General features: G+C 59.5%; 25 protein-coding genes and 1 pseudogene. 7 read left to right on the top strand and 19 right to left on the bottom strand.

Going from position 1 to position 23,794, the window contains the following annotated elements; translation table 11 throughout:
• Nucleotides 1-9: 9 nt before the first annotated feature.
• The 3 genes from P7F28_RS13635 to P7F28_RS13625 form a co-directional block, all read right to left on the bottom strand.
• The gene (locus tag P7F28_RS13635) at nt 10-1,602 is read right to left on the bottom strand and encodes a DHA2 family efflux MFS transporter permease subunit (protein ID WP_370467317.1); all 1,593 of its coding nucleotides are present in this window, start codon (nt 1,600-1,602) and stop codon (nt 10-12) included.
• On the bottom strand, nt 1,589-2,677 hold the full coding sequence (locus tag P7F28_RS13630; protein ID WP_277185038.1) for an HlyD family secretion protein: 1,089 nt from the start codon (nt 2,675-2,677) through the stop codon (nt 1,589-1,591). The genes P7F28_RS13635 and P7F28_RS13630 overlap by 14 nt, the downstream gene beginning before the upstream one ends.
• 174 nt (nt 2,678-2,851) lie before the next feature.
• A complete protein-coding gene (locus P7F28_RS13625) occupies nt 2,852-3,793 on the bottom strand; it encodes a LysR family transcriptional regulator (RefSeq protein WP_277185037.1) in 942 nt (313 codons plus the stop codon).
• Between the two features lie 131 nt (nt 3,794-3,924).
• On the opposite strand from P7F28_RS13625, the gene P7F28_RS13620 reads away from it, so the two are divergent.
• Nucleotides 3,925-4,461: a carboxymuconolactone decarboxylase family protein gene (locus P7F28_RS13620; RefSeq protein WP_277185036.1), complete on the top strand. Its 537-nt coding sequence runs from the start codon at nt 3,925-3,927 to the stop codon at nt 4,459-4,461.
• Here P7F28_RS13620 and P7F28_RS13615 read toward each other — a convergent pair.
• From P7F28_RS13615 to P7F28_RS13605, 3 genes are read right to left on the bottom strand one after another with little or no spacing between them, the layout of a single operon-like run.
• On the bottom strand, nt 4,458-5,219 hold the full coding sequence (locus P7F28_RS13615) for a slipin family protein (protein WP_277185035.1): 762 nt from the start codon (nt 5,217-5,219) through the stop codon (nt 4,458-4,460). The two genes, P7F28_RS13620 and P7F28_RS13615, sit on opposite strands and share 4 nt — an antisense overlap.
• Nucleotides 5,220-6,524 (bottom strand): nodulation protein NfeD, encoded by a 1,305-nt coding sequence (locus P7F28_RS13610; RefSeq protein ID WP_277185034.1) that lies wholly within the window; start codon nt 6,522-6,524, stop codon nt 5,220-5,222. It lies immediately after the preceding gene.
• 21 nt (nt 6,525-6,545) lie between these two features.
• A complete protein-coding gene (locus P7F28_RS13605) occupies nt 6,546-7,010 on the bottom strand; it encodes a BON domain-containing protein (RefSeq protein ID WP_277185033.1) in 465 nt (154 codons plus the stop codon).
• 82 nt (nt 7,011-7,092) lie between these two features.
• Between P7F28_RS13605 and P7F28_RS13600 the strand changes: the two genes are divergently transcribed.
• From P7F28_RS13600 to P7F28_RS13590, 3 genes are all read left to right on the top strand, one after another.
• Complete coding sequence (locus P7F28_RS13600; RefSeq protein ID WP_277185032.1) at nt 7,093-7,512, top strand: secondary thiamine-phosphate synthase enzyme YjbQ; 420 nt, start codon at nt 7,093-7,095, stop codon at nt 7,510-7,512.
• Between the two features lie 36 nt (nt 7,513-7,548).
• On the top strand, nt 7,549-8,823 hold the full coding sequence (locus tag P7F28_RS13595; protein WP_277185031.1) for an aspartate carbamoyltransferase: 1,275 nt from the start codon (nt 7,549-7,551) through the stop codon (nt 8,821-8,823).
• 80 nt (nt 8,824-8,903) lie between these two features.
• Nucleotides 8,904-9,254 (top strand): hypothetical protein, encoded by a 351-nt coding sequence (locus P7F28_RS13590; RefSeq protein WP_277185030.1) that lies wholly within the window; start codon nt 8,904-8,906, stop codon nt 9,252-9,254.
• Between the two features lie 27 nt (nt 9,255-9,281).
• Here P7F28_RS13590 and P7F28_RS13585 read toward each other — a convergent pair whose 3' ends face one another.
• The 9 genes and pseudogenes from P7F28_RS13585 to P7F28_RS13545 form a co-directional block, all read right to left on the bottom strand.
• Nucleotides 9,282-9,686: a BrnT family toxin gene (locus tag P7F28_RS13585; protein WP_277185029.1), complete on the bottom strand. Its 405-nt coding sequence runs from the start codon at nt 9,684-9,686 to the stop codon at nt 9,282-9,284.
• A 137-nt stretch (nt 9,687-9,823) separates the two neighbouring features.
• The gene (locus tag P7F28_RS13580; protein WP_277185162.1) at nt 9,824-10,000 is read right to left on the bottom strand and encodes a hypothetical protein; all 177 of its coding nucleotides are present in this window, start codon (nt 9,998-10,000) and stop codon (nt 9,824-9,826) included.
• Between the two features lie 22 nt (nt 10,001-10,022).
• Nucleotides 10,023-10,259, bottom strand: a pseudogene (locus P7F28_RS13575) (BrnT family toxin); the annotation flags it as partial.
• 119 nt (nt 10,260-10,378) lie between these two features.
• Nucleotides 10,379-11,131, bottom strand: coding sequence for a CDP-diacylglycerol diphosphatase (locus tag P7F28_RS13570; protein WP_277185028.1), 753 nt, complete (start codon nt 11,129-11,131; stop codon nt 10,379-10,381).
• A gap of 73 nt (nt 11,132-11,204) precedes the next feature.
• On the bottom strand, nt 11,205-12,656 hold the full coding sequence (gene hydA, locus P7F28_RS13565) for a dihydropyrimidinase (RefSeq protein ID WP_277185027.1): 1,452 nt from the start codon (nt 12,654-12,656) through the stop codon (nt 11,205-11,207).
• A gap of 19 nt (nt 12,657-12,675) precedes the next feature.
• On the bottom strand, nt 12,676-14,163 hold the full coding sequence (locus tag P7F28_RS13560; RefSeq protein ID WP_277185026.1) for an NCS1 family nucleobase:cation symporter-1: 1,488 nt from the start codon (nt 14,161-14,163) through the stop codon (nt 12,676-12,678).
• Between the two features lie 51 nt (nt 14,164-14,214).
• Nucleotides 14,215-15,513 carry an NAD-dependent dihydropyrimidine dehydrogenase subunit PreA gene (preA, locus tag P7F28_RS13555; protein WP_277185025.1) on the bottom strand — a complete coding sequence of 433 codons (1,299 nt, stop codon included), beginning with the start codon at nt 15,511-15,513 and terminating at the stop codon, nt 14,215-14,217.
• A gap of 18 nt (nt 15,514-15,531) precedes the next feature.
• Nucleotides 15,532-16,827 (bottom strand): NAD(P)-dependent oxidoreductase, encoded by a 1,296-nt coding sequence (locus P7F28_RS13550; RefSeq protein ID WP_277185024.1) that lies wholly within the window; start codon nt 16,825-16,827, stop codon nt 15,532-15,534.
• Between the two features lie 87 nt (nt 16,828-16,914).
• Nucleotides 16,915-18,183, bottom strand: a complete 1,269-nt coding sequence (locus P7F28_RS13545; RefSeq protein WP_277185023.1) for a Zn-dependent hydrolase — start codon at nt 18,181-18,183, stop codon at nt 16,915-16,917.
• Between the two features lie 292 nt (nt 18,184-18,475).
• On the opposite strand from P7F28_RS13545, the gene P7F28_RS13540 reads away from it, so the two are divergent.
• Genes P7F28_RS13540 through P7F28_RS13530 form a run of 3 tightly spaced genes read left to right on the top strand, consistent with a single transcriptional unit; the run spans nt 18,476 to nt 20,062 of the window.
• Nucleotides 18,476-19,159, top strand: coding sequence for a TetR/AcrR family transcriptional regulator (locus tag P7F28_RS13540; protein ID WP_277185159.1), 684 nt, complete (start codon nt 18,476-18,478; stop codon nt 19,157-19,159).
• Nucleotides 19,160-19,166: 7 nt separating this feature from the next.
• Complete coding sequence (locus P7F28_RS13535) at nt 19,167-19,649, top strand: helix-turn-helix domain-containing protein (protein ID WP_277185022.1); 483 nt, start codon at nt 19,167-19,169, stop codon at nt 19,647-19,649.
• Entirely contained in the window at nt 19,646-20,062 is a 417-nt protein-coding gene (locus tag P7F28_RS13530) for a VOC family protein (protein ID WP_277185021.1), read from the top strand. The genes P7F28_RS13535 and P7F28_RS13530 overlap by 4 nt, the downstream gene beginning before the upstream one ends.
• 183 nt (nt 20,063-20,245) lie before the next feature.
• Here P7F28_RS13530 and P7F28_RS13525 read toward each other — a convergent pair whose 3' ends face one another.
• The 4 genes from P7F28_RS13525 to P7F28_RS13510 form a co-directional block, all read right to left on the bottom strand.
• Complete coding sequence (locus P7F28_RS13525; protein ID WP_277185020.1) at nt 20,246-20,566, bottom strand: DUF4148 domain-containing protein; 321 nt, start codon at nt 20,564-20,566, stop codon at nt 20,246-20,248.
• Between the two features lie 334 nt (nt 20,567-20,900).
• Nucleotides 20,901-21,596 carry a histidine utilization repressor gene (gene hutC, locus P7F28_RS13520; protein ID WP_277185019.1) on the bottom strand — a complete coding sequence of 232 codons (696 nt, stop codon included), beginning with the start codon at nt 21,594-21,596 and terminating at the stop codon, nt 20,901-20,903.
• On the bottom strand, nt 21,593-23,122 hold the full coding sequence (hutH, locus tag P7F28_RS13515) for a histidine ammonia-lyase (RefSeq protein ID WP_277185018.1): 1,530 nt from the start codon (nt 23,120-23,122) through the stop codon (nt 21,593-21,595). The genes hutC and hutH overlap by 4 nt, the downstream gene beginning before the upstream one ends.
• A 129-nt stretch (nt 23,123-23,251) precedes the next feature.
• Entirely contained in the window at nt 23,252-23,725 is a 474-nt protein-coding gene (locus P7F28_RS13510) for a GNAT family N-acetyltransferase (RefSeq protein WP_277185017.1), read from the bottom strand.
• Nucleotides 23,726-23,794 lie beyond the last annotated feature (69 nt).

The raw sequence follows: 23,794 nt of genomic DNA, 5'->3' as shown, positions 1-23,794 counted from the left end.
GTAATCCGTTCAATGCGCTTCGGACGAAGGCGGCGCGCTGGTGATCGGCTTGGCAAACAGCATCGCCACGATACCGACGACGAAGCACAGCGCGAGCACGTAGAAGCAATCGGCAAAGGTCAGCACGAGCGCTTCACGGAACACCAGGGCATGCAGCGATGCGAGACCGGCTTGCGAAGCATCGAGCGCATCGCCAGCAACGGAGGCGAGATGCGCCGTGCTGCGCGAGAGCATGTCTTCGATCACCGGACGGCCGACCGTTACGCTTTCGTTGAGCCGCAAATAATGCAGATTGAGCCGGTCGTTGAGCATGGTCGCGCTCACCGCAATACCAATCGCACCGCCCAAATTACGCATCAGATTGAACAAACCGCTTGCCGATTTCAGACGTGATTGCGGCAGCGAACCGAGCGCCATCGTCACGATGGGCGGCACTGCGAATTGCTGACCGATACCACGCAATGCTTGCGGCAAGAGGAATTGTTGCCAACCCCATTCGTGCGTCAACGGCGTGTAGAAATAGCAACCGAGGCCGAAGCACACGAGACCGAACACCAGCAAAATCCGCATATCGATAAAGCGTGAAGCCGTGCTGTACACGCCGATGGAAAGCAACTGGAACACGCCTACGGACAGCAAGGCCAAACCGGTATGCAGCGAATCGAAACCACGCACGCGAGCCAGAAAAACCGGCGACAAAAACACAGAAGTAAAGATGCCGATCCCGATCACAAACGACAGCAAGCTACCGATACCGAAGTTCCGCACCGCCAGCGCACGCAGATCGACAATCGGTTCCTTCGCTGTCAACGCGTGCACGATAAACAAGAAGCCGCAAATCGCCGATATCCACGCGCAGAACACGATAATGTCGTCACCGAACCAGTTCTTGCGCGGCCCTTCTTCGAGCACGTATTCGAGGCATCCAAGGAATCCCGACATCAGCACCATGCCAAGATAATCGCCTTTTTTAAGCAGCGAAAGATCAGCTTTGTCGATGTGAACATACTTCGGCACGAGCACGGCCACGACCAGACCCGGCACGAGGTTCAGATAAAACAGCCAGTGCCACGACCATTGATCCGTGATCCATCCGCCGATCACCGGACCGATGGCAGGTGCAAGCGAGGCCAGCGCGCCGATCGTCGTCGATGCAATCAAACGTTGTTTGCCGGGGAATAAAACGAAGGCCGTGGTAAAGACCGTCGGTATCATCGCTGCGCCGAGCGCGCCTTGCAAACCGCGGAACAGGATCATCGAATTGATATCCCACGCAAGACCGCACAGCATGCTCGTAATCGTGAATCCGACAGCGGACGCCGCGAACAGCCATCGCGTGGAAAATACTTTGGATAACCAACCAGACATCGGAATGACGAGAATTTCCGCGATCAGATACGACGTCTGTACCCACGACAATTCGTCCTGACTCGCCGACAATCCGCCGCCGATATCCTTCAGCGACGATGCCACGATCTGAATATCCAGCGTCGCCATAAAGAAGCCGAGGCACATCAGCGCGAAGGCGAACGCGCGCTGTTTGACGGGTGCGCTGGCGGGATCGAGAGGGTCCATGATCGCGCCTCGCTCAGCCGTTGTTATTCGTCAGATGCACTTTCACCGTCGCCGAGAGACCCGGGCGCAACACGGCTTCCGCGCCCTTCGGCACATCGAGGCGAATACGCACGGGCACGCGCTGCACGATCTTCGTGAAGTTGCCGGTCGCGTTCTCGGCGGGCAGGACGCTGAACGTCGCGCCGGTTGCAGGCGCAAGACTTTCGACGTGTCCCGTGAACGGAATGTTCGATGCATCGAGTTCGACATCGGCGCGATCGCCGGCGTGCATTTTCTTGAGCTGATCTTCCTTGAAGTTGGCATCGACCCAAAGGCCGGTTGCGGGCACGATCGTCAGCAGCGATGTGCCGACGTTCGCCAGCACGCCCACACGCGCCGTACGATTGCCCACGTAGCCATCCACGGGCGAGCGGATCGTCGTATATTCGACGTTTAGTTCTGCCACGCGCCGCGCGGCTTCCGCCGTGTTGACGCGCGCTTGTGCATCCGCGATTTGCGCTTCGATCACCGCGAGTTGGCGCTTCGCCGCCACCAAAGACGCGCCACTCCGATCCACCGAAGCCTGCGCTTTCGTGTAATCCGCATCCGCCCGTTCGACGATCTGATTCGACACCGCATCGTCCTTCACGAGTTCGCGATAGCGCACGCGATCCTGCGCGCTGCGCGTCAGTTCCGCCGACGACGCATGCACTTCCGCCTGCTGCTGATTGATCACCGCCGCCTGCAACTCATCCTTCGCCTTCAGTTCGACGACCGCCGCTCGCGCGCTATCGACTTCGGCATTGGCTTGTGCGAGACGCGCGTTGTAATCGCGAGAATCGAGGCGGATCAGCACTTGTCCCGCTTTGACGCGCTGGTTGTCCTGCACCAGTACATCGGTGACGAAGCCGTTGACCTTCGGCGCGAGCACGGTCACGTCGCCACCGACGTAGGCATCGTCGGTTGTCTGGACAAAGCGCAGCACCAGCGCCCAATAAGTCGCCGCCGCAATCAGCGCGATACCGACCAAGCCAAGCGCGATCATCATCCAGGGAATGCGGCGCGGCGGGCGCGCGAGTGCGGGCGCGGCCGTGGAGGGAAGATTTGTCGTAGGAGTCGTCATATTGACTTTGTGTGCATATGCACCGATCAGATGGAGAAAAGGGCAACTTTCGCTGCCCGTCATAGTCCGGAAGAGTAGTTGCGCCGATGCACCAGGTCAACGCGTGCTGAAGACACGAGACAATAACGCTGGCGACAAGAATCGCCGGGGCGTTGCGTTCAGGCGTGGCAAGAATCAGTTTTGCGGCAGCGGCGCGCGGATGGATTCGCCCAGCACATAAGGCTGTTCGGCGCAAAAACGCACCGCATGTTCGACGAACGCGCGCACTTTCGCGGGCAAGAGCGCGCGCGTGCTGTAGGCGAGACGGATATCGGTGACGGCACCGATCAGCTCGTAGGCATCGAGCAATCTGACCAGCCGCGCCGCTTCCACTTCGCGCTCGATCAGCGCACTCGGCAATACGCCGATACCGAAGCCCTGCACCACCATCTCGCGATTGAACACGGCGCTGTTCGACGAGATATCGTAATTCAGCGGCACCAGCACCTCTTCCCCGCCGATGCGAAACGTCAGCGACGGTTTGCGTATCGACGAAGAAATGGCGACGAAGGCGTGATCGACCAGTTCGGACGGATGGCGCGGCGCGGGATGGGTTTCCAGATACGCGGGACTTGCTACCAGCACCTGCGGAATGATTTCGAGTTGACGCGTGACGACCGTGTCCGTCGTCAACATGAACGGCAGCACGATCGCCAGATCGTAACCTTCGCCGACGAGATCGACGGGCCGTTCGGTCAACGTCACATCGAGCCGCACATGCGGATGCGCGCGGCGGAAATCCGCGATCAAGGGCGCGTACCGATTCATCATGACCGTGGTGTGCGCGACCAGACGCAACAAGCCCGTCGCCTCGCTCGAACGATTCCCGGCGCGCTCTTCCATTGCCTGAAGTTCGTCGAGCAGGCGCGAGCAGTCCGAGAAAAAGCGCTCGGCGGTTTCCGTCAGCGAGATTTGCCGCGTGGTCCGATTGAACAATCGGCTGCCCAGTCGCTGTTCCAGTCCGGCGATGGCGCGCGATACCACCGGCGGCGACAGCCCGAGGATATCGGCGGCACGGGCGAAGCTCTTGGCTTCGACGACCGTGCAGAACACGCGAAGGCTGGTGAGATAGTCCATGGATCGACACTCTACAGCGATTGAGACGATTGCGCGGTTTTGCGAGCCTCCCGCGCATTCACGCCGGAGCGGTGTGCGCCTAAAGTTCACTCACGCCATCCGATGGCACCCACTGAACCAAGGAGCACACCATGTCACGTCTTTCCCAAATCAACGTCAACGAAGCCACGGGCGTCACCGCCGATCTGTTTGCCGCCATCAAGAAAGCCGCCGGACGCGTGCCGAACGCTTACGCGGCGATCGGCTCGCATAGCCCCGCTGCGCTCGGCGCCACGCTTTCCGGCGATGCCATTCTCGCCAAAAGCAGCCTGGAAAAAGCCGATGTCGAAGCGATCAAATTGGCCGTCAGCGAAATTGCGGGTTGTGATTACTGTGCCGCCGCGCACACGGTCGTCGGCAAGATGGTCGGTCTGACGCAGGCGCAAACGCAGCAAATCCGCGCGGGCGAAGCGACCGGCAACGCCAAGCGTGATGCGCTCGTGCGCTTCGTGCGGACCGTGGCGAATACGAGCGGCACCGTCGATCAAGAAGTGTTGAACGCGGTGCGCGAAGCCGGTTACACGGAACAGCAAGTCATCGAAGCGCTGTTCGCGATGAGCGTGATCAACTTCACCAACCTCGTGAACCGCGTCAACGATACGACGCTGGACTTTCCCGCTCTCGTTTAAGGCTTGCTGAACCGGTCGATCACGGCGCTGACGAGATCGACCGGCACCGGAAACACGATCGTCGAATTCTTGTCACCGGCGATCGTCGTCAAGGTTTGCAGATAGCGCAGTTGCATCGCTTGCGGTGCCTGCGCGAGCATCTGCGCCGCCTGCAACAGCTTCTCCGATGCCTGCAATTCGCCTTCCGCATGAATGATCTTCGCGCGCCGCTCGCGCTCCGCTTCGGCCTGCCGGGCAATGGCGCGAATCATCGTCTCGTTGATATCGACATCCTTGATTTCCACGTTCGATACCTTGATGCCCCACGCATCCGTTTGTGCATCGAGCACGCGCTGGATATCGGCGTTCAGGCGCTCGCGCTCGGAAAGCAACTCGTCGAGTTCGTGCTTGCCGAGAATCGCGCGTAAGGTGGTTTGCGCGAGTTGACTGGTCGCTTCGAGAAAGCGCGCCACCTGAATCACGGCCTTTTCCGGATCGACGACGCGAAAATACACCACCGCATTCACCTTCACCGATACGTTGTCGCGCGTAATCACGTCTTGCGGCGGGACATCGAACACGACGGTGCGCAGGTCCATGCGCACCACTTGCTGCACAGCTGGCACGATCAACACCAGCCCCGGCCCTTTCACCTTCCAGAAGCGCCCGAGCATAAACACCACGCCACGCTCGTACTCCCGAAAAATTTTCACCGCCGACAGCACCACGATCATCACGAGCGCCAGAATGATGCCGCTGAATCCGAAGGTCATGCCCATTTAGTCGCCTCTCATTGGTTCGACGCTCAGCGTGAGTCCGTGACGCGCCGTCACGCGCACGCGATCGCCTTTTTCCGGCTGCTTATCCGATGCCGCGCTTTCCACGCGCCAGCGTTCCCCATGCACTTGCGCCCAGCCATCGTCGAGCATCACGCCGATGCTGCCGAGCATCGCCTCGCCGCCGCTCACCACAGGCCGCCTGCGCGCCTTCAGCGCCAGCCCGGACACGGTGAACACGAACAGCGCCGTCACCAACGCCACACCGATGATCACGCCAATCGGAATGCCGAAGCCGGGCACGTCGGTATCGATCAGCATCAACGCGCCTATCCCGAACGCCACGATTCCGCCGATGCCGAGCGTGCCAAACGTCGGCAGGAACATCTCCGCGACCAGACAGCCGAGGCCGAACACGATCAGCCCGAGCCCGACGAAACTGATCGGCAACAGTTGCAACGCGAACGCGCCGACCAGCAGACAGATCGCGCCCGCGACGCCCGGCAGCACGAAACCCGGATTGGCGAATTCGAAGAACAGGCCGTAGAGGCCGATCATCATCAGAATCAGCGCGATACTCGGGTCGGTAATGGTCGCGAGAAAGCGGCTGCGCCAATCGGGATTCAGCACGATGCGGGCCGCGTCTTTGGTGTTGAGCGTGACATCGCCGGCGGTCGTGCGGACGTGTTTGCCGTCGAGCTTGTTGAGCAAGTCGTTCACGTCAGAAGCAGTCAGATCGATGACCTTCTGTTCCAGCGCTTCGCTCGCCGATAACGCAACCGCCTCGCGCACCGCGCGTTCCGCCCATTGCACGTTGCGGTCGCGCAGTTGCGCCAGTCCGCGGATATAGGCGGCGGCGTCCTGAATCTGCTTGCGCGTTTCCGTCGATTCACTCGCGGCCTTGTCCGATCCAAGCTGGATAGGCGTGGCCGCGCCGAGATTGGTGCCGGGCGCCATGGCGGCGATGTGGCTGGCGTACAGAATGTAAGTGCTCGCGCTCGCCGCCCGCGCCCCGCTCGGCGCGATAAACGTCGCCACCGGCACGGGCGACGCGAGAATCGCCTGGATGATCGCGCGCATGGACTGATCGAGGCCGCCGGGTGTGTCGAGCTGGAGCACGGCGAGTTGCGCGTGCTCATCGGCGGCGCGGGCGAGCGAGCGCACGACGAAATCGGCGCTTGCTGGTCCGATCGCGCCCGACAGCGGAATCACCACGACGGGCGCGGCGGCATTCGCCTTCTGCGCTGCACATCCGATAACGAACGCGAGCAGCGCGCATCTGAGGAAACGACACAGTCTCTTGCTCATGCTTCCAGCTTAGGCCAAATCTCACGGATGGATCGTGGTGCGATCGATCACGCGTTCGACATCGGCGGTTTCGCCCAGCGCGGAGACGAAATGCGCGCGGTCGAAATCGCGCGCGACGCAGCCATCGACATAAATGAAGCGGCGCTGGATGGTGAGCCAGAGGCTGGTTTTATCGCGCCATTGCAGCGATGCGTTCAGCGAGTTCAGCCGCCGCGTCACGCTTTCCGCAATTTCCTTGTCATAGAGATAGCCGTTCGACAGGCGGCATCGACCGGCAATCCAGCAGCTATTGCCGCGTTCGATGCGGTAATGCGCTTCGTCCAGCCATTCCTGATCGGTTTCGAACGGACCGCGCGGCGTGGCGCAGTTTGGAATCGCGTTCGATACGTGGATGAAAGGATCGTCGCCGTGGTTGAGGCGTGCGGCGTCGCCAGCGATGGCCGGGAGTGCGATCGCGAGTGCGCCGAATAGAAAATAGCCTTTCATCCTCGCCACCTTTCGACAAACCGTTGACCCGCCAAGCCGATACACTGTCCGATGTATCATTCATTTCCGAACCAAGACCGACATGAAACAGGCACTCCACCACCTGACGCTCGCGACAGGCTCGCGCGGCCTGCACGAAGTCACCCGCGAGATCGAAAACTGGATCGATCTTCAGGATATCCGCACCGGCCTGCTGACACTGTTCTGCCGACACACCTCGGCGTCGCTGCTGATTCAGGAAAACGCCGATCCCGACGTGCGCACCGACCTCGAACGCTATTTCGAAGCGGTCGCGCCGGAATCGCCGGGCCGCTACGTACACGACGCCGAAGGCCCCGACGATATGCCCGCGCATCTGCGCACCGCCCTCACCACCGTTCAGCTTTCGATTCCCGTCGAAGCCGGGCGCATGGTGCTCGGCGTGTGGCAGGGCATTTACGTGTTCGAGCATCGCACGGAGCAGCATCAGCGCGAACTCGTCTTGCATCTGATCGGCGAGTGACCTAATATACGCTCCGCGTACATACCGGAGCGTTCCATGAGCCAACAACAAACCGTCCTTCGCGACGCCATGCGGCGTCTGAACATGACCCGCGATGCGTTCGCTTCTCGCATCGGCGTAACGCGGCGTGCGCTCGACACGTGGCTCTTGCCGGACGATTCGCCCGAATCCCGCGCGATGCCGGAAATCGCGGCGCGGTATGTCGGCGAAATCCTCAACGGCATGCCCGCTGGCGAAGGCGCTACGCAGAGCGTATATCATCCGATCGAATTCGAAGGCCGGCCGCAACTGATCTCCATCGACCAGTTCTCGCGTGATTCCGCCGAAGCGCTGTTCCGCACCGCAGACATGATGCAACCCATCGCGCGTCGCCGGAAAATTACGCGCGTGCTCGAAGGCGCGGTGCTCGCCAATCTCTTTTTCGAAGCGAGTACGCGTACGCGCGTGAGCTTCGGCTCCGCGTTCTGCCGCCTCGGCGGTTCGGTCTGCGACACAACCGGCTTCACCTTCTCGTCGATGGCAAAAGGCGAATCCATCTACGACACCAGCCGCGTAATCAGCGGTTATGCGGACGCCATTGTCGTGCGGCATCCCGAGCAAGGTTCGCTAGCCGAATTCGCGCGCGCGACCAACATTCCCGTGATCAACGCGGGAGATGGTCCCGGCGAACACCCGAGTCAGGCGCTGCTCGATCTCTACACCATTCAGCGCGAGTTTTCGCGGCTCGGCAAGATCGTCGATGGCGCGCATATCGCGATGGTCGGTGATCTGAAATACGGTCGCACGGTGCATTCGCTCGCCAAGTTGCTGTCGCTATACAAGGGCCTCAAATTCACGCTCGTGTCGCCGCGCTCGCTGGAAATGCCGTCGTACATTATCGATCGCCTCGCACATGGCGATCACGTGATCGAACAAACCACCGACCTGCGTGCAGGACTCGCGGGCGCCGATGTGGTCTACGCCACGCGCATCCAGAAAGAGCGATTCGCCGACGAGTCGATCGAAGGCTATACGCCGGACTTCCAGATCAATCAGGCGCTCGTTGACGAAGTCTGCGGACGCGATACCATGATCATGCACCCGCTGCCACGCGACAGCCGCCCCGGCGCGAACGATCTCGCCACCGACCTCAACCACGACTCGCGCCTCGCAATCTTTCGGCAAACCGACAACGGCATTGCAGTTCGCATGGCAATCTTCGCGACACTGCTGGGCGTCGAGCATCAGGTCGGCCATTCGATGCGCGATGCAACGTGGAAATCGCCTGCGTCGATCGGTCCGGACGATGCGGTTTTTCCGGGGTTCGATTGACACTGCGTGTCACGCCAGGATTAACGCGTTTTTTATACGCGTGACGCCAGTCTTAGCGGGGCCTTGATTCGGCGCGGCTTATGCTTTCCTTCAGAACAACGAGAAGGAGCACGATCATGGATATGTCACTCGCCTGGGCTGCAGGTCATCATCACGGCGCTTGTCAGCGCGTGCGCATGCTCGCCCGCGCCCAATTCGCCGACGACGATATCTTGCAAGAACGCATGCGCCAATTGTTCCACTCGCCACTCGGTCTATATGTCAGCGCGGCGCAGCGCGAAGCTTGCGCGCTGCGCCTCGAATTCGACGTTGCAACGGAGGACGTGGCTTTTACGTTACGCACGTTGAGGCGCGTGCTGCCCGAGGCACACGTCGATTGTGTGATGCCTCGGGTGTTTCCGCACCGGACGGCGGTACGTGCCGCGTCCTAACTCGTTTCGGGAAACACGTCGAAAGCCTCACTCGGTCGAATCCGGAATGGCCTTAGTTGCTGGAACTCCTCGTCGGTAAGGACGTAGGTTGTCGGGTCCATGTCGATTCCCCGTTGGATTCGGGCTTCTTCCTCGGGCGAGTTGGGCTGAATGTTTTTCCAGATTTCGTGCATAGCGATTTTTCTCTCTGTCGTTCGCGCGACGCAAGCTGATAATGCGCAGCGCGGTATGTCTACGCGTGAATACCACGCAAAAAATAGTGTCCAGAAACGGCACGTAGCCGACTTCCCGGACCTCACCATAATCGCGACGTTCATCCACCCAATACATGAGTTCATTCCACTTGATCTCGCGGGCGAGATCAAGTGGGAAGCCATGCTGGATACGATTCATCGCGTCTTTAACCGGATCAAACGTTATCTCGATGTGCATTCATTGTGGTCGCCGAAGAATGAATTGAAGACGCCGAATTAATCGAATAACCTTCGTCATCCGAAATATTTCCGCCACTTCATTCTTCAGCAAACCACTCTGTTTTACACCTAGACCGAATGGCTAATGCGCGAGTTTCAGCCTCCCTCTTCGACCTCGCAGCCCGGTAGATCAGTCCTCCACCGGCGGAAGGGTTTTAGCACGATGTTCGGATCGGAAAGGTCGTATGTGTCGGGGTCCATCGCTATGCCGCGTTGGATCGCCGCTTCTTCCTCCGGCGAGCCCGGTTCGTAGTTCCACCATGCTTCGTTCATATTGATTCTTCTCCCTGTCATTCGCGCGACGCAAACTGATAATGCGCAGCGCATCATTCCTGCGCGTGAAAACCACGCAAAAAGTCCGGCCCTGAAGTGGGCCCAAACCCACTTCTCGAACCTCGCCATAATCTTGACGCTCATCGTCCCAACAGACGGCGTCGTCCCATGCGATCTCGCGCGCAACGCCTAGCGATATGCCATGCTGAGCGCGATTCACCGCGTCCTTCACCGGATCAAACGTGATGTAGATGTGCATTCATTGTGGTCGCCAAAAAGTGAAGTGACAAGTTCCGAAAACTCTGAAATTCGAATGTTTTTTCATCCGAACTCCGAACCGTTCGTGTCATTTCATTCTTCAACAAGCCACGAGATTTATCACCTCGGCCGTTCGGCCAATGCGCAGGTGTGATCCTGCAACTCTTCCGATGACGCCCAGTCTCCCGGCTGAACGTGATCGTTGAGCAAATAGAACGCGGGCGCGCCATCGCTTCGGTATGCGCCGACGAGCATCAAGGTCTGCGCGCCCATCGTTTCGCCGCGTTGCGCGGCATACGGTGCGACGAGTTTGAACGGATCGGTATGGTCGAGGTCGGCGTCGTCGATACGCATGGCGCTGTAGATATGCCCGCGCAATCGCACCGGCAGCGGCTTCCATTCTGTGCCGATCGTCGGTCCGACTTCACGCAGCGTGCGCGCCACGTCCGCGGCCAGACAATCGATATGAATATGCAGTTGATTCTGCGTGCGTCCGCTGGCCGAGTTGATCGCGAGCGAGACTTCATCGCGCGGCAGCGTGCGCTTGAGTTTCGCATCGACATAAGTGCGTGATTGCCACGCCGCGCGCCAGTAGTTCGGCACGTTCGCATCCAGCAACAAAGGACTTTCGATGCCGCTCACGCGCGCGGTCGGAATCAACAGATATTGCGCGATGCCTACGAGGTCTTTGAGCACCGCATAACCGTCCGCGAGATTCACGTCGGCGCACTTCTGCTGAACCGCTTCGCCTTCGGCGGCCGGCTCGCAATAGTCGTGGACGATCTGCCAGAGCGCGTTGGGATTCGCGGCACTCGCGGCGGATGAAACGAAGAGGAGCGCGGCAAGCGCGAGAGTGTTTCGCATGCGCGCCATTATGCTTGCAGGCGCGCAAATGTGCCGATACCCCGCGCATGTCGGCATGCAAGGGGCATCGTGTCGATCATGTTCAACGCTCGATCGGATGCGGCTCCTTCAGCTTGTTCATCACACGCGCCGCTTCGAAGTACGACGCGTTCGGTGGACGCTTCAAATATTGCCCTGCGCCGCGTACTGCGCGCAGATCGCCATCAGTCCAGGCGAGCGCGCCGCGTGTGAGCGTGTGCATTGCCACGCCTTGCACCGTCATGCCTTCGAAGACATTGAAATCCACTTTCTGATGATGCGTGTTCACCGAAATCGTGCGCGTCGCGTTTGGATCCCACACGACGAGATCCGCATCCGCGCCGACCTGCACCGCACCTTTACGCGGATACAAATTGAAAATCTGCGCCGCATTCGTCGATGTCACGCGCACGAATTCGTTCGGCGTGAGACGCCCCATATTGACACCGTGATGCCACAGCACCGACATACGATCTTCCACACCGCCGCATCCGTTAGGAATCCGAGTGAAGTCTTCGCGGCCCATCGCTTTCTGCGATGCGCAGAACACGCAATGATCCGTTGCCGTCGTATGAAGCTGGCCCGATTGCAGCCCGCGCCACAGCGCCTCGCGATGCTCGCTCGTACGGAACGGCGGGCTCATCACATGCGCAGCGGCACGCGTCCAGTCCTTATCGCTATAGACCGATTCGTCGATAACCAAATGCCCCGGCAGCACTTCGCCGAACACACGCTGACCTTCGTTACGCGCGCGCGCAATCACATCGACCGCATCTTTCGCCGATACATGCACGATGTAGATCGGCACGCCCAGCACTTGCGCGATGCGTATCGCGCGATTCGCCGCTTCGCCCTCCACTTCCGGCGGCCGCGACAACGGATGCGCTTCCGGCCCGCGAAAACCCTTCGCCAGCAATTGCTTCTGAAGCTGGAACACGAGTTCGCCGTTTTCCGCATGCACGGTCGGCAATGCGCCGAGTTCGAGCGAACGCGTAAAGCTATTCACCAGCACTTCATCATCGGCCATGATCGCGTTTTTATAGGCCATGAAATGCTTGAAACTGGATACACCGTGTTCATGCACCAGCAAACCCATATCGCGATGAACGGACTCATCCCACCACGTCACCGCCACATGAAAGCCGTAATCCGACGACGCCTTCTCTGCCCATCCGCGCCACTCCTTGAACGCAGCCATCAGCGGTTGCTTAGGACTCGGAATGACAAAGTCGATGATACTCGTCGTGCCGCCCGACAAGCCCGCTGCGGTGCCGGTATAGAAGTCGTCGCTTGCGGTCGTGCCCATGAAGGGCAGTTCCATATGCGTGTGCGGATCGATGCCGCCAGGCATCACGTACTGGCCGCCTGCATCGATAATCTGCGTATCGGCCGGGGCGTCGATGTTCTCGCCGATCGCCAGAATCGTGCCGCCCGCTTGCGGGTCGGCGCACAGCACGTCGGCGCGATACGTGCGGTCTGCATCGATTATGGTGCCGCCGCGAATTAAGGTTGGCATGTCTCGGTTCCTCCCCTGTTTAAACACCCAGCATTCCGGTACGTGGGCTTCCACGTAATTTCATCCAGCATCCATATACGAGCGCTGCGAGCACGAGTCCGACGAACCAGGCATAGGTATAGATCGTGTTGAAAAACGCGGGCACGCCGGGGAACGATGCCGGAAACGCCGTATGCAGAAAGCCCGGCAAATTAGGCAGCACGCCGATCACCAGCGCCACGATCGCCGCCACATTCCAGCCGCCGCTATACGAGTATTCGCCGTCTTCCTCGAACAACTCGCGCTGATCCAATTCCGTGCCGCGAATAAAGAAGTAATCGACCATCATGATGCCCGCGACCGGGCCGAGCAGCGCAGAGTAACCGACCAGCCACGTGAAGATATAACCCTGCGTGGTGGCGAGAATCTTCCACGGCATCATCACAATGGCGATGGTCGCGGTAATCATGCCGCCCGCGCGATACGAAATACCCTTCGGCCACAGACTCGAAAAATCATAAGCAGGACCGACTAGATTCGCCGCGAGATTGCAGCACATCGTATCCAGCGTCAGGATGATGAGTGCAATCCCCACGCCGATGCCCGTCATGCGGCTGGTCAGATCGATCGGGTCCCAGATAGCCTTGCCGTAGATCACGACGGTTGCCGATGTCACCACGACGGAGATCACAGAGAGCAAAGCCATTGGCGCGGGCAAACCGATCGACTGACCAATCACCTGATCGCGTTGCGAGCGTGCGAATCGCGTGAAGTCGGGAATATTGAGCGCGAGCGTCGCCCAGAAACCGACCATCGCGGTAAGGCCCGGCCAGAATGTGGCCCAAAACAAGCCCTCTTTCTTGCCGCCCGCCACGAACTGCGAAGGCGCAGAAAGCATCGAGCCGATACCGCCCGCCTTGCTCGTCGCCCACCACACCAACGCGATACACATCACCACTTTGATCGGCGCGGACCAGCTTTCGAGCCAACGAATCGAATCCGTACCGTGCACGATGAAGTAAATCTGCAAGGCCCAGAACACAAGGAAACACGCAAGCTGGCCGATGGAGATATCGAGAAACGGCAACGCCCCGCCGTGCAATGCGTTGCCGGTGAGAATATTCGCCAGCGTATAGATCGCGCTTCCGCCCAACCAAGTTTGGATTCCATACCATCCGCACGCGACGATCGCGCGCAGCAACGCTGGCAACTTCGCCCCTTGCGTGCCGAACGACGAGCGCACCAGCACCGCGTAAGGAATGCCGTGCTTCGCGCCCGCGTGACCGATCAACAGCATCGGCACAAGCACGATTACGTTGCCGAGCAACACGGTTACGACCGCCTGCCACGGCGACATGCCCTGCTCCGTCAATCCGGCCGCCAGCATGTACGACGCGATATTCATCACCATGCCGACCCACAGCGCCGCGAAGTGATACCACTTCCAGGTGCGCTGCGCGGGGCCGGTCGGTGCAAGATCGTCGTTATATAAGCTGCTCGCCTCGACGTCATGCGCTGTCTGCTTCATCGGATGCACTCCAGTTCCAGTAGTGGGTTCGAATGACGAGCGCTTCGTTTTTTATGCTGCTGCTTTTGCTTTGTTTGCAGTTTCTTCCGCGTCTACGCGCGCGGGATTGTTCGGATGCGTGGTCCAGTTGGCATATTCGCCGGCATCGACACGTTCCATGGTGATGCATTGTTCGACCGGACATACGTGCATGCACAGATTGCAGCCCACGCATTCCGAATCGACCACTTCGAAATGACGCTTGCCGTCCTTTTCTTTGAGAATGGCCTGATGCGATGTGTCTTCGCAAGCGATATGACACAGTCCACACTGAATGCACTTGTCCTGATCGATGCGCGCCTTGATGTCGTATTTGAGGTTGAGATATTTCCAGTCGGTGACGTTCGGCACGGCGCGGCCGCAAATATCGTCGAGCGTGGCGTAGCCTTTTTCGTCCATCCAGTTCGAGAGGCCATCTGCAAAATCGGAAACGATTCGGAATCCGTAGTGCATGGCGGCGGTACACACTTGAACGCTGCCTGCACCGAGCACCATGAATTCGGCTGCATCGCGCCACGACGAGATTCCGCCTATACCCGATATCGGCAGGCCCGGCGTTTCGGGATCGCGCGCGATTTCGGCCACCATATTCAGCGCAATCGGCTTGACTGCAGGGCCGCAATAACCGCCGTGCGTGCCTTTGCCATCGACGGTTGGCATCGGCGCCATCTGATCGAGATCGACCGCGACGATCGAATTGATCGTGTTGATGAGCGACACACCGTCCGCGCCACCCTTGAAGGCCGCGCGCGAACTCATGCGAATATCGCTGATATTCGGCGTGAGCTTCACGAGGCACGGCATTTTCGTGCTCTCCTTGACCCAGCGCGTGACCATCTCGACATACTCGGGCACTTGGCCCACCGCTGAACCCATGCCACGCTCGCTCATGCCATGCGGACAGCCAAAATTCAGTTCGACCGCATCCGCGCCGGTGTCTTCCACTTGCGCGAGAATCCATTTCCAGTCTTGCTCGTTGCACGGCACCATCAACGAGACGATCATTGCGCGATCGGGCCAGTCGCGTTTAACCTGTTCTATTTCGCGCAGATTCACATCGAGCGGACGATCCGTAATCAGCTCGATATTATTCAGTCCTGCGATACGTTGTCCGTTCCATTGCACCGCGCCGTAACGCGAACTCACATTCACCACATGCGGATCGAGTCCGAGCGTTTTCCATACGACGCCGCCCCAGCCCGCTTCGAATGCGCGATTGACGTTGTAGGCTTTATCGGTCGGCGGCGCAGACGCAAGCCAGAACGGATTCGGTGAGGTAATGCCAGCGATATTGCAGCGAAGATCGGCCATGTTCGTGGTCTCCTTTTATCAGGCGGCTTTGATGGCCGTCAGTTCGAACGATGCATCGATGGACGCCGCCGCGAGCTTGCCGTCCTGCACGGCTTGCACGGTGAGATCGAGTCCTTCGTGCGTGGCGCAATCGCCCCCGGCCCAGACTTTCGCGAGCGTGGTCTGACGGTTTTCATCGGTGACAATGCGGCTGCCGTCGAGCGTCAGCAATTCTTTATCGACACCAATCGGAACGAGCGTTTGTCCGATCGCTTTCAGCACCATATCGGCTTCAATCACGAAGCGTTCGTTATCGCGTTCGAATTCCACGCCCTGAATCAAGCCCTTTTCGCCGATCAATCGCACCGGCTTCGCATGCGTGACGATGGTCACGCCATTGGTCTGCGCGAACTCCTGTTCGGCCCATGTCGCGCCCATATTCTTCACGCCACGCCGATACACCATCGTCACCGAAGTCGCGCCAAGTTTGCGGCTCTGCACGGCGGCATCGACGGCTGTATTGCCGCCGCCGATCACGACCACGCGACGTCCGACCGGCACGCGCTCGAGATCATCCGCCTGACGCACTTGTTCGATGAAATCGACCGCGTTCATCACGCCTTGCAATGACTCGCCATCCAGTGCGAGTTCACGCACGCCGCCCAAACCGAACGCGATGAACACCGCGTCATACTGCTTGCGCAATTCATCGAGCGTAAAGTCGCGGCCGAGCGCAAGCCCCGTTTTTATTTCGATGCCGCCCATCGAATAAAGCCATTCGATCTCGCGCTGCGCAAAGTCTTCGACCACTTTATAAGCCGCGATACCGTATTCGTTGAGACCACCGGGTTTGGCGCGCGCATCGAAAATAATGGCTTGATGGCCTGCCAAAGCGAGTTTCGATGCACACGCGAGTCCCGCCGGACCTGCACCGATAATCGCTATACGTCGCCCCGTTTCAGGCGCACGCCTGAACAGCGGTTCGCCGCGCGCCATCGCCCAATCGGCTGCATGCCGCTGCAATTTGCCGATACTCACCGCCTCGTCGCCCTCATGATTGCGCACGCAACTACCTTCGCACAGAATCTCGGTCGGGCATACGCGCGCGCACGCGCCGCCAAGCGGATTCGCCGAAAGAATATCGACAGCTGCGCCTTTTAAATTGCCGTTGCCGATCTTGCGGATAAAACCGGGAATATCGATTTGCGTGGGACATGCCTGAATGCAGGGCGCGTCGTAGCAATAGTGACAGCGGCTTGCTGCGGCAGCGGCGGCGCTTGCATCGAGCAAAGGCGCGACGTCCGCGAATTCGCAGGCGATGGTTTTGTGGGTCATACGCGTTCCTTTTTTAAGGACGTATTCGTGCTCTCCGTCCGCACTAAAGCGTGCGGACGGTTCGATCAATCGATAAAACAGAAGCGCTTAAGAAGCCCGTTCGAGCATGGCGTAAAGCAGCACGTTCGCGCCAGCTTCGATCCATTCCTGCGATGCGTCTTCGATTTCGTTATGACTGATGCCATCGACGCAAGGCACGAACACCATCGATGTCGGCGCGACTTTCGAGAGATAACACGCATCGTGTCCTGCGCCTGAAACCATATCGCGATGCGAATAGCCGAAGCGCTGCGCCGCCGCGCGCACGGACGCAACACACGCGGCATCGAACTTGATCGGCTCGTAGTAGAAAATTTGCTCTAGTTCGGTATCCAAACCAATTTCACCAGCGATACGCTGAACGCCTTCTCGCAACGCGGCATCCATGCGTGCGAGCACGGCATCATCAGGATGGCGAAAATCGACGGTGAAGAATACGCGGCCCGGAATCACGTTGCGTGAATTCGGATGCACCTGCATCATGCCGACCGTCGCGCAGGCAAGCGGCGCGTTATCCAATCCAATGCGATTCACCAGATCCACCACGCGCGCCGCGCCAAGCAAGGCGTCTTTGCGACGCGGCATCGGCGTAGGACCGGCGTGCGCCTCCTGTCCCGTCAGCGTGATTTCATACCAGCGCTGGCCTTGCGCATCCGTGACGACGCCAATCGTCTTGTCTTCCGCTTCGAGAATCGGCCCTTGTTCAATATGCAGTTCGAACGCCGCATGCAGCTTGCGCCCGCCACACGGCACATCGCCCGCATAGCCGATTCGCTTCAATTCCTCGCCGATAGTCTTGCCATCGACATCTTTACGCGACAGGCCGTAATCGAGCGAAAACACGCCCGCGAATACGCCCGATGCGACCATGGCAGGCGCGAAACGCGATCCTTCCTCGTTGGTCCATATCACGACTTCGACCGGATGCTCGGTTTCGATCGACAGATCGTTCAGAGTCCGAATCACTTCGAGACCGCCGAGCACGCCGTAAATGCCATCGAAACGTCCGCCCGTCGGCTGCGAATCCGCATGCGGACCGGTCATGACCGGCAGCGCGTCCGGATTGCGGCCCGCGCGGCGCATAAAGACGTTGCCCATTTGATCGACGCTTACCGTGCAGCCGGCTTCCTTCGCCCAACTAACGATAAGATCGCGCCCTTCCTTATCCAGATCGGTCAATGCGAGACGGCAGACGCCGCCCTTCGGGGTCGCGCCGATCTTCGCCATCGTCATCAGGCTGTCCCACAGCCGCTGACCGTTGACCTTGATGGACGTATCGAGACCAGCCTCTCTGATTGCATCCGAAACCACGTTCATTCGCCTCGCTCCTTACGACAGGACTTCGACTGTGAGGGAACCTGCTTTCGCGCACGCGTCGTGGCGCATGCTTTTTTCTCTGCAAAACTTGTCCGACTGGACAGGTTTTAGCCGATTAAAATAAGCAACGCAATGTCTTTTCAAAAGTCCGTGGGAGCGGGCGCACAGAGCGAGGCGCACGCCATTGCGTTGCAGCATCGCGATGCACCACACTGGATCAGCGCTGCAATGCGGCGTGCATTACCGCTGCGAATGAGGCACGATGCGGCTCACCAAGCATTCGGACATGACGATGAAACACGACGAAGCGCCTGCAAATATCACCGAAAGCGAAGCGCCGACGCCACCATTGCGGCGGCGCAAGGCGCAGATACGCGAGACCAACGAAGCGCAACTGCTGCTGTGCGCGGAAGCCGTATTTGCTGAAAAAGGCCTCGAAGGCGCGAGTACCGCGATGATCGCCGAGCGCGCCGGACTGCCGAAAGCCAATCTGCATTACTACTTTCCGACCAAGCTCGCGCTGTATCGGCGGGTGCTGGAAGACTTGTTCGAGGACTGGCATCGCGCGGCAGATACCTTCGAATGCAGCGACGATCCGGTCGAAGCGATCGGCGGATATGTGCGCGCAAAAATGGAGTTATCGCGCCGCCGGCCGCTTGGTTCGAAAGTGTGGGCGAGCGAGATCATTCACGGCGCGCATCATATGCAGGACATTCTCAACGAGCGCGTGAAGCCGTGGCTCGACACACGCGTCACCGTGATTCAAAACTGGATCGAGCGCGGCCTGCTTGCGCCGGTCGATCCGCAAACGTTCATGTTCATGATCTGGGCCATCACGCAGCATTACGCGGATTTCGACGCGCAGATTCGCGCGCTCAAAGGCAAACGCGCGCTAACAAGCAAGGGTTTTGATGAGCAGACCGAAGAAGTCGTGCGGCTTGTGATTCGCGCTTGCGGCGCGAAGTCGAATCGTTGAAAAGAAGATGACGGCGCTCGAAGATCCGAAGCTCTTGCGTCGCTTGTTGCGTGCGAAAGATCGCATGGATGCGGCCTCGCATGAGGCGTGGCCGGTCGAGCGGCTGGCCGAAGTGAGCGGTGTATCGGCAAGCCATTTTGCGCGGTCGTTCAAGCGGGCGTTCGGCTTGCCGCCGCATCGCTATTTGCTGACGCGGCGTATCGAACAGGCTACTACTTTGTTACGCGATACCGACCTCGGCATCACGCAGATTGCGTTCTCCACGGGCTGGGAAAGTCTCGGCACGTTCGGGCGCATTTTTCGCGATATCACGGGAAAAAGTCCGGGCGAAATGCGTACGGCATCGCGCGGAGACATGACGTCGATCGATCGCGTGCCGGCGTGCGTGCTGAAAGCCGCGCAACGGCCGGATCTCACCATCGCAGTTTTGGAGAAGCGGTGCGGCGACGCGAGCACTACACTTCCGCCATCAACTGAGGAGGTGTCATGAACCAAGGTATCAGCGTGGTCGGTCTTTACGTCGATGACCAGGACGAAGCGCTCGCGTTTTATGTCGATAAGCTCGGTTTTCGTGTGCATACGGATGTGAAGAACGGGCCGTATCGATGGCTTACCGTCGTGCATCCGGAACAGCCGTCGTTTCAACTCGGCCTGTTCGCGCCCGGCGCGCCGATTCACGACGATGCCACCGCGCAAACGCTCCGCGCGATGGTCGCCAAAGGCGCGATGCCGCCGCTGGTGCTCGCCGTCGCCGATTGTCGCGTGACATACGAGCAACTGAAAACGCGCGGCGTCGAGTTCACGCAGGAGCCGATGGATCGCTATGGCAGCATCGATGCGGGCTTCCGCGATCCGGCGGGCAACGGCTGGAAGATGATTCAGGCGCCGAAGGCATCGGCATAAAAAACGCCAGCGGCCTCATTCTGGCTGCTGGCGTTTCTACTGCGGTACTGCTACAGCTACAACAGCTACTGCACCTGCTTCTCTCGCAACAACTGCCCTTTCTGCTGAACTGCCAACTGCCTACAACTGCTTACTACACCCTACACTGCGACTTGCTCTTGCAACTTCGGCACGTCGAAAAACTTAATGACCGAAGTAAACCGAATTACGGTCCGACATATTCAGGTTGGCACGCGCCGGACCCGATGCCGACGTACCGGCCGTCGAACCGCCGTAGCTCGTATTGCCTTGATCCGCATTCACGCGGGCTTCAGCTGCCTGAATGTTCTTCGGATAATCGACGCGATCCGTCGAAGGGTTGTAGCCGGCCTTTTCCAGACGAACCAGATCGGCGCGGACTTCGGCGCGGGTCACCGGGCCGTTGCTGTTGTCTTGTGCGAACGCGAAAGTCGGAGCGGCCAGAGCCGAAGCAATGACGAGTGCCGGAACGAGTGCCTTGAACATGATGAACCTCCAGTAGTCTTGTTTTGAAATCGAAACCGGAAGAAGAAATTCGCTTTAAGTCTTTAAGCGGTTTCTTATTTCGTTTCGCTTGAAGACAAGTTTAGGAGGCGAAGGTCTCGGGGAAAACCCCAATTTGCACGAAATATATTTGTCGGCGTTGCAATAATGCATTTCGTGTGCGTGAGGAGCCCTGGCGTGCGATCACGCACTAAGCATTTGATTTTTATATATTTTTATCCGACTGAAGGCGACACGCGGTGGAAGACTCCCAAACCCGTCATTACCGATTCGCCAGCAAACCGCCACCTTCACGACAGAATTGCCGGCGCGACGCTCAGAAGTGCCCGGTGAACTGATGCCGGTCGCCCGGATGCCAGAGGTTCACCACCGACGCCACCGCGTCCCGTGACCATGTCCGCCGATGCAGCAGCAAACACGGTTCGTGCTCGGCCATCGCCAGCGCCTGGCGAATTTCCGCTGTCGGCATCGATGCTTCGATGCGATATTCCACGCGCTGCAAGGGCGCGGCGACCATCAAATACTGATTCGGCGTGATGGTCGTAAAGTCTTGGCGCGCGTACTCGGGCGCAAGCACCGGGTTCACGTAGCGCTCTTCCATCTGCACGGGTTCGTCGTTTTCGAAGTGCAGCACGCGCGAGTGAAACACCGGACTGCCGTGCGCCAGGTGCATTTCCGCGCCCAGAGTTTCATCGACAATCGATGCGCCGAGATGCAGCACCTTCGCGCTATACCGATGCCCACGCGCCGCGATCTCATCCGAAATGCTCCGAATCTCCACAAGTGTCGATGCATATTTCGGCTGCGCGACGAAAGTGCCCGCGCCCTGCACGCGCGTGAGAACCTGCTCGGCGGTCAACTCACGCAACGCGCGGTTGACCGTCATGCGCGCGACCTTGAACTCGCGCGCCAATTCGTTTTCGGAGGGCACCTGATCGCCCTCGCGCCATTCGCCGCCGTGAATGCGTCGAAGAATATAGTCCTTGATTTCCTGATAGGCAGGCGTGCTCATCCACGAATTTCCGACGTGAACGCGAACGGACTGTGCTTCGCAATCTCGCCGTCCTGCACGAGCGTCGCGATGGCGGCGATATCCGGCGCGAAGTAATGATCAAGGTCGTAGTGTGCCACGTGCGCGCGCAAGGTTTTCATCACCTCGGCCAGACGCGCGCTGGTCTGATGCGGTGCGCGCAGATCGACGCCCTGCGCCGCTGCCAGCAATTCGATGGCGAGAATATTCGCGGTATTGCTGGCGATATCGCCGAGCTTGCGTGCGGCAAAGGTTGCCATCGACACATGATCTTCCTGATTCGCCGATGTCGGCAGCGAATCCACCGAAGCCGGATGCGCCAGCGTCTTGTTCTCGGACGCGAGCGCCGCCGCCGTCACATGCGCGATCATAAAGCCGGAATTCACGCCGCCGTCGCGCACGAGGAACGGCGGCAGGCCGGACAAGGTGGCATCGATCAGCAAGGCGATACGGCGCTCGGCCAGCGCGCCGATTTCCGCTGCGGCGAGCGCGAGGTTATCGGCGGCGAAAGCGACGGGTTCTGCGTGGAAATTTCCGCCTGACAGCACTTCGCCGGTGTCGGGGAAAATCAGCGGATTATCCGAAACCGCGTTCGATTCGATCAGCAGCACATCGGCCGCGTGGCGCATCTGATCGAGACACGCGCCCATTACCTGCGGCTGGCAGCGCAGACTGTACGGGTCCTGCACCTTCTCGCAATCGGCGTGCGACAGGTTGATGCCCGAGCCTTCCAGCAACGTTCGATACGCCGCCGCCGCATCCATCTGACCGCGATGGCCGCGCAATTCGTGAATACGCGCGTCGAACGGCACGACGGAACCGGCGGCGGCATCCACCGACAGCGCGCCCGCGACCAGGCCGGTGCGGAACAAGTCTTCGATTGCAAAGAGGTTATAAAGCGCGAGCGCGGCGGATGCCTGCGTGCCGTTGAGCAGCGCCAGACCTTCCTTGGCTTGCAGCGTCAACGGCTTGAGACCTGCAACGGCGAGACCGTCGATAGCGCTGGCGCGTTCGCCGCGAATGGTCACCTCACCCAGACCCAGCAGCACCGTGGACATATGCGCGAGCGGCGCGAGATCGCCCGATGCGCCGACCGAGCCTTTCACCGGAATGATCGGCAGCACGTCGGCATTGAACAGCGTGATGAGGGCGTCGATCACTTCGCGGCGGATGCCGGAATGACCGCGCCCGAGGCTCGACAGTTTGAGCGCCATCAGCAAACGCACGACCGGACGCGACATCGGCTCACCGACGCCCACGGCGTGCGACAGCACCAGATTGCGCTGCAAGAGTTCGAGCTGATCAGCGGGAATATGCGTATTGGCGAGCCGCCCGAAACCCGTGTTGATGCCGTACGCCGGATCGCCCTTGGCGGCAATTGCCGCGACCGCTTGCGCGCTTGCGTCGATAGCGGCAAAGCTCGCCGGATCGAGTTGCAGCGGGTCCGAACCGCGTGCGATCTGGCGCAATTGCGGCAGCGTGAGCTTTCCGGGCGTGAGCATCATCATGTTTCATCCTGTCTATACAAGTCAGACCTCAGTCTAAACGGGCAAAGACAGCGAAACAAGAGGAAATGCGGGATATTCCTAATGCGCCCTGGAGCTATCCCGCATCCTGTCTAGACGAGCACGATCGTCTTAAAGGCGCTTTTCCATGACACATTGCACGAAGCGTTCACCGCGCACCACCACACTGCGCGCGAGCAGCAAGGTAAAGCCGCTGATTTCGAAAAACGTTTGCGCGGTCAGGCTGGAATACGTGTGCAGCACCGGCATATCCGCTTCGCCGGCTTCGGCTTCCACGCGCGCGAGCAGCGCCGTGGCTACGCCCTGCCGCTGAAACTCGGGATGCACGAACAACATGTCGATCAAACCATTCGATTGCAGGTCGATAAAACCGGCAATCTGGCCGTCTTTGATCGCGACCCACGTCGGCCGGCTCATGCGCGCCTGTTCCCACTCGGCGCGGTCCACCTTCGCCCACGCCTTGATCTGCGGCTGCGTATAGTCCATCGAGGCGATCTCTCGCACCGAGCGGACGAATAGTTCGATTACTTCATCGAGATCGCTCGCCCGGTATGGTCGGATTTCGAAAAGCGGAAGCTCGGGCATTTCATCACCTTCTGTATTGCAATAGAAAAAAAAGCCGCGTCGGATGCGCGGTGAGGAGCGTTGATCGTG

This window comes from Caballeronia sp. BR00000012568055, assembly GCF_029439455.1.
GTDB lineage: Bacteria > Pseudomonadota > Gammaproteobacteria > Burkholderiales > Burkholderiaceae > Caballeronia.
This window is presented reverse-complemented; position numbering and strand designations above follow the sequence as displayed.

Bases quoted from the DNA above. Each gene is read 5' to 3' on its own strand.
- P7F28_RS13535 (WP_277185022.1), top strand. From the start codon at position 19,167: ATGACGGCGCTCGAAGATCCGAAGCTCTTGCGTCGCTTGTTGCGTGCG.
- P7F28_RS13570 (WP_277185028.1), bottom strand. From the start codon at position 11,131: ATGGCGCGCATGCGAAACACTCTCGCGCTTGCCGCGCTCCTCTTCGTT.
- P7F28_RS13610 (WP_277185034.1), bottom strand. From the start codon at position 6,524: ATGAGCAAGAGACTGTGTCGTTTCCTCAGATGCGCGCTGCTCGCGTTC.
- P7F28_RS13580 (WP_277185162.1), bottom strand. From the start codon at position 10,000: ATGAACGAAGCATGGTGGAACTACGAACCGGGCTCGCCGGAGGAAGAA.
- preA (WP_277185025.1), bottom strand. From the start codon at position 15,513: ATGGCCGATCTTCGCTGCAATATCGCTGGCATTACCTCACCGAATCCG.
- P7F28_RS13590 (WP_277185030.1), top strand. From the start codon at position 8,904: ATGCTTTCCTTCAGAACAACGAGAAGGAGCACGATCATGGATATGTCA.
- P7F28_RS13550 (WP_277185024.1), bottom strand. From the start codon at position 16,827: ATGACCCACAAAACCATCGCCTGCGAATTCGCGGACGTCGCGCCTTTG.
- P7F28_RS13510 (WP_277185017.1), bottom strand. From the start codon at position 23,725: ATGCCCGAGCTTCCGCTTTTCGAAATCCGACCATACCGGGCGAGCGAT.
- P7F28_RS13625 (WP_277185037.1), bottom strand. From the start codon at position 3,793: ATGGACTATCTCACCAGCCTTCGCGTGTTCTGCACGGTCGTCGAAGCC.
- P7F28_RS13595 (WP_277185031.1), top strand. From the start codon at position 7,549: ATGAGCCAACAACAAACCGTCCTTCGCGACGCCATGCGGCGTCTGAAC.
- P7F28_RS13630 (WP_277185038.1), bottom strand. From the start codon at position 2,677: ATGACGACTCCTACGACAAATCTTCCCTCCACGGCCGCGCCCGCACTC.
- P7F28_RS13600 (WP_277185032.1), top strand. From the start codon at position 7,093: ATGAAACAGGCACTCCACCACCTGACGCTCGCGACAGGCTCGCGCGGC.
- P7F28_RS13560 (WP_277185026.1), bottom strand. From the start codon at position 14,163: ATGAAGCAGACAGCGCATGACGTCGAGGCGAGCAGCTTATATAACGAC.
- hutH (WP_277185018.1), bottom strand. From the start codon at position 23,122: ATGATGATGCTCACGCCCGGAAAGCTCACGCTGCCGCAATTGCGCCAG.
- hydA (WP_277185027.1), bottom strand. From the start codon at position 12,656: ATGCCAACCTTAATTCGCGGCGGCACCATAATCGATGCAGACCGCACG.
- P7F28_RS13540 (WP_277185159.1), top strand. From the start codon at position 18,476: ATGAAACACGACGAAGCGCCTGCAAATATCACCGAAAGCGAAGCGCCG.
- P7F28_RS13615 (WP_277185035.1), bottom strand. From the start codon at position 5,219: ATGGGCATGACCTTCGGATTCAGCGGCATCATTCTGGCGCTCGTGATG.
- P7F28_RS13530 (WP_277185021.1), top strand. From the start codon at position 19,646: ATGAACCAAGGTATCAGCGTGGTCGGTCTTTACGTCGATGACCAGGAC.
- P7F28_RS13545 (WP_277185023.1), bottom strand. From the start codon at position 18,183: ATGAACGTGGTTTCGGATGCAATCAGAGAGGCTGGTCTCGATACGTCC.
- hutC (WP_277185019.1), bottom strand. From the start codon at position 21,596: ATGAGCACGCCTGCCTATCAGGAAATCAAGGACTATATTCTTCGACGC.
- P7F28_RS13620 (WP_277185036.1), top strand. From the start codon at position 3,925: ATGTCACGTCTTTCCCAAATCAACGTCAACGAAGCCACGGGCGTCACC.
- P7F28_RS13525 (WP_277185020.1), bottom strand. From the start codon at position 20,566: ATGTTCAAGGCACTCGTTCCGGCACTCGTCATTGCTTCGGCTCTGGCC.
- P7F28_RS13585 (WP_277185029.1), bottom strand. From the start codon at position 9,686: ATGCACATCGAGATAACGTTTGATCCGGTTAAAGACGCGATGAATCGT.
- P7F28_RS13605 (WP_277185033.1), bottom strand. From the start codon at position 7,010: ATGAAAGGCTATTTTCTATTCGGCGCACTCGCGATCGCACTCCCGGCC.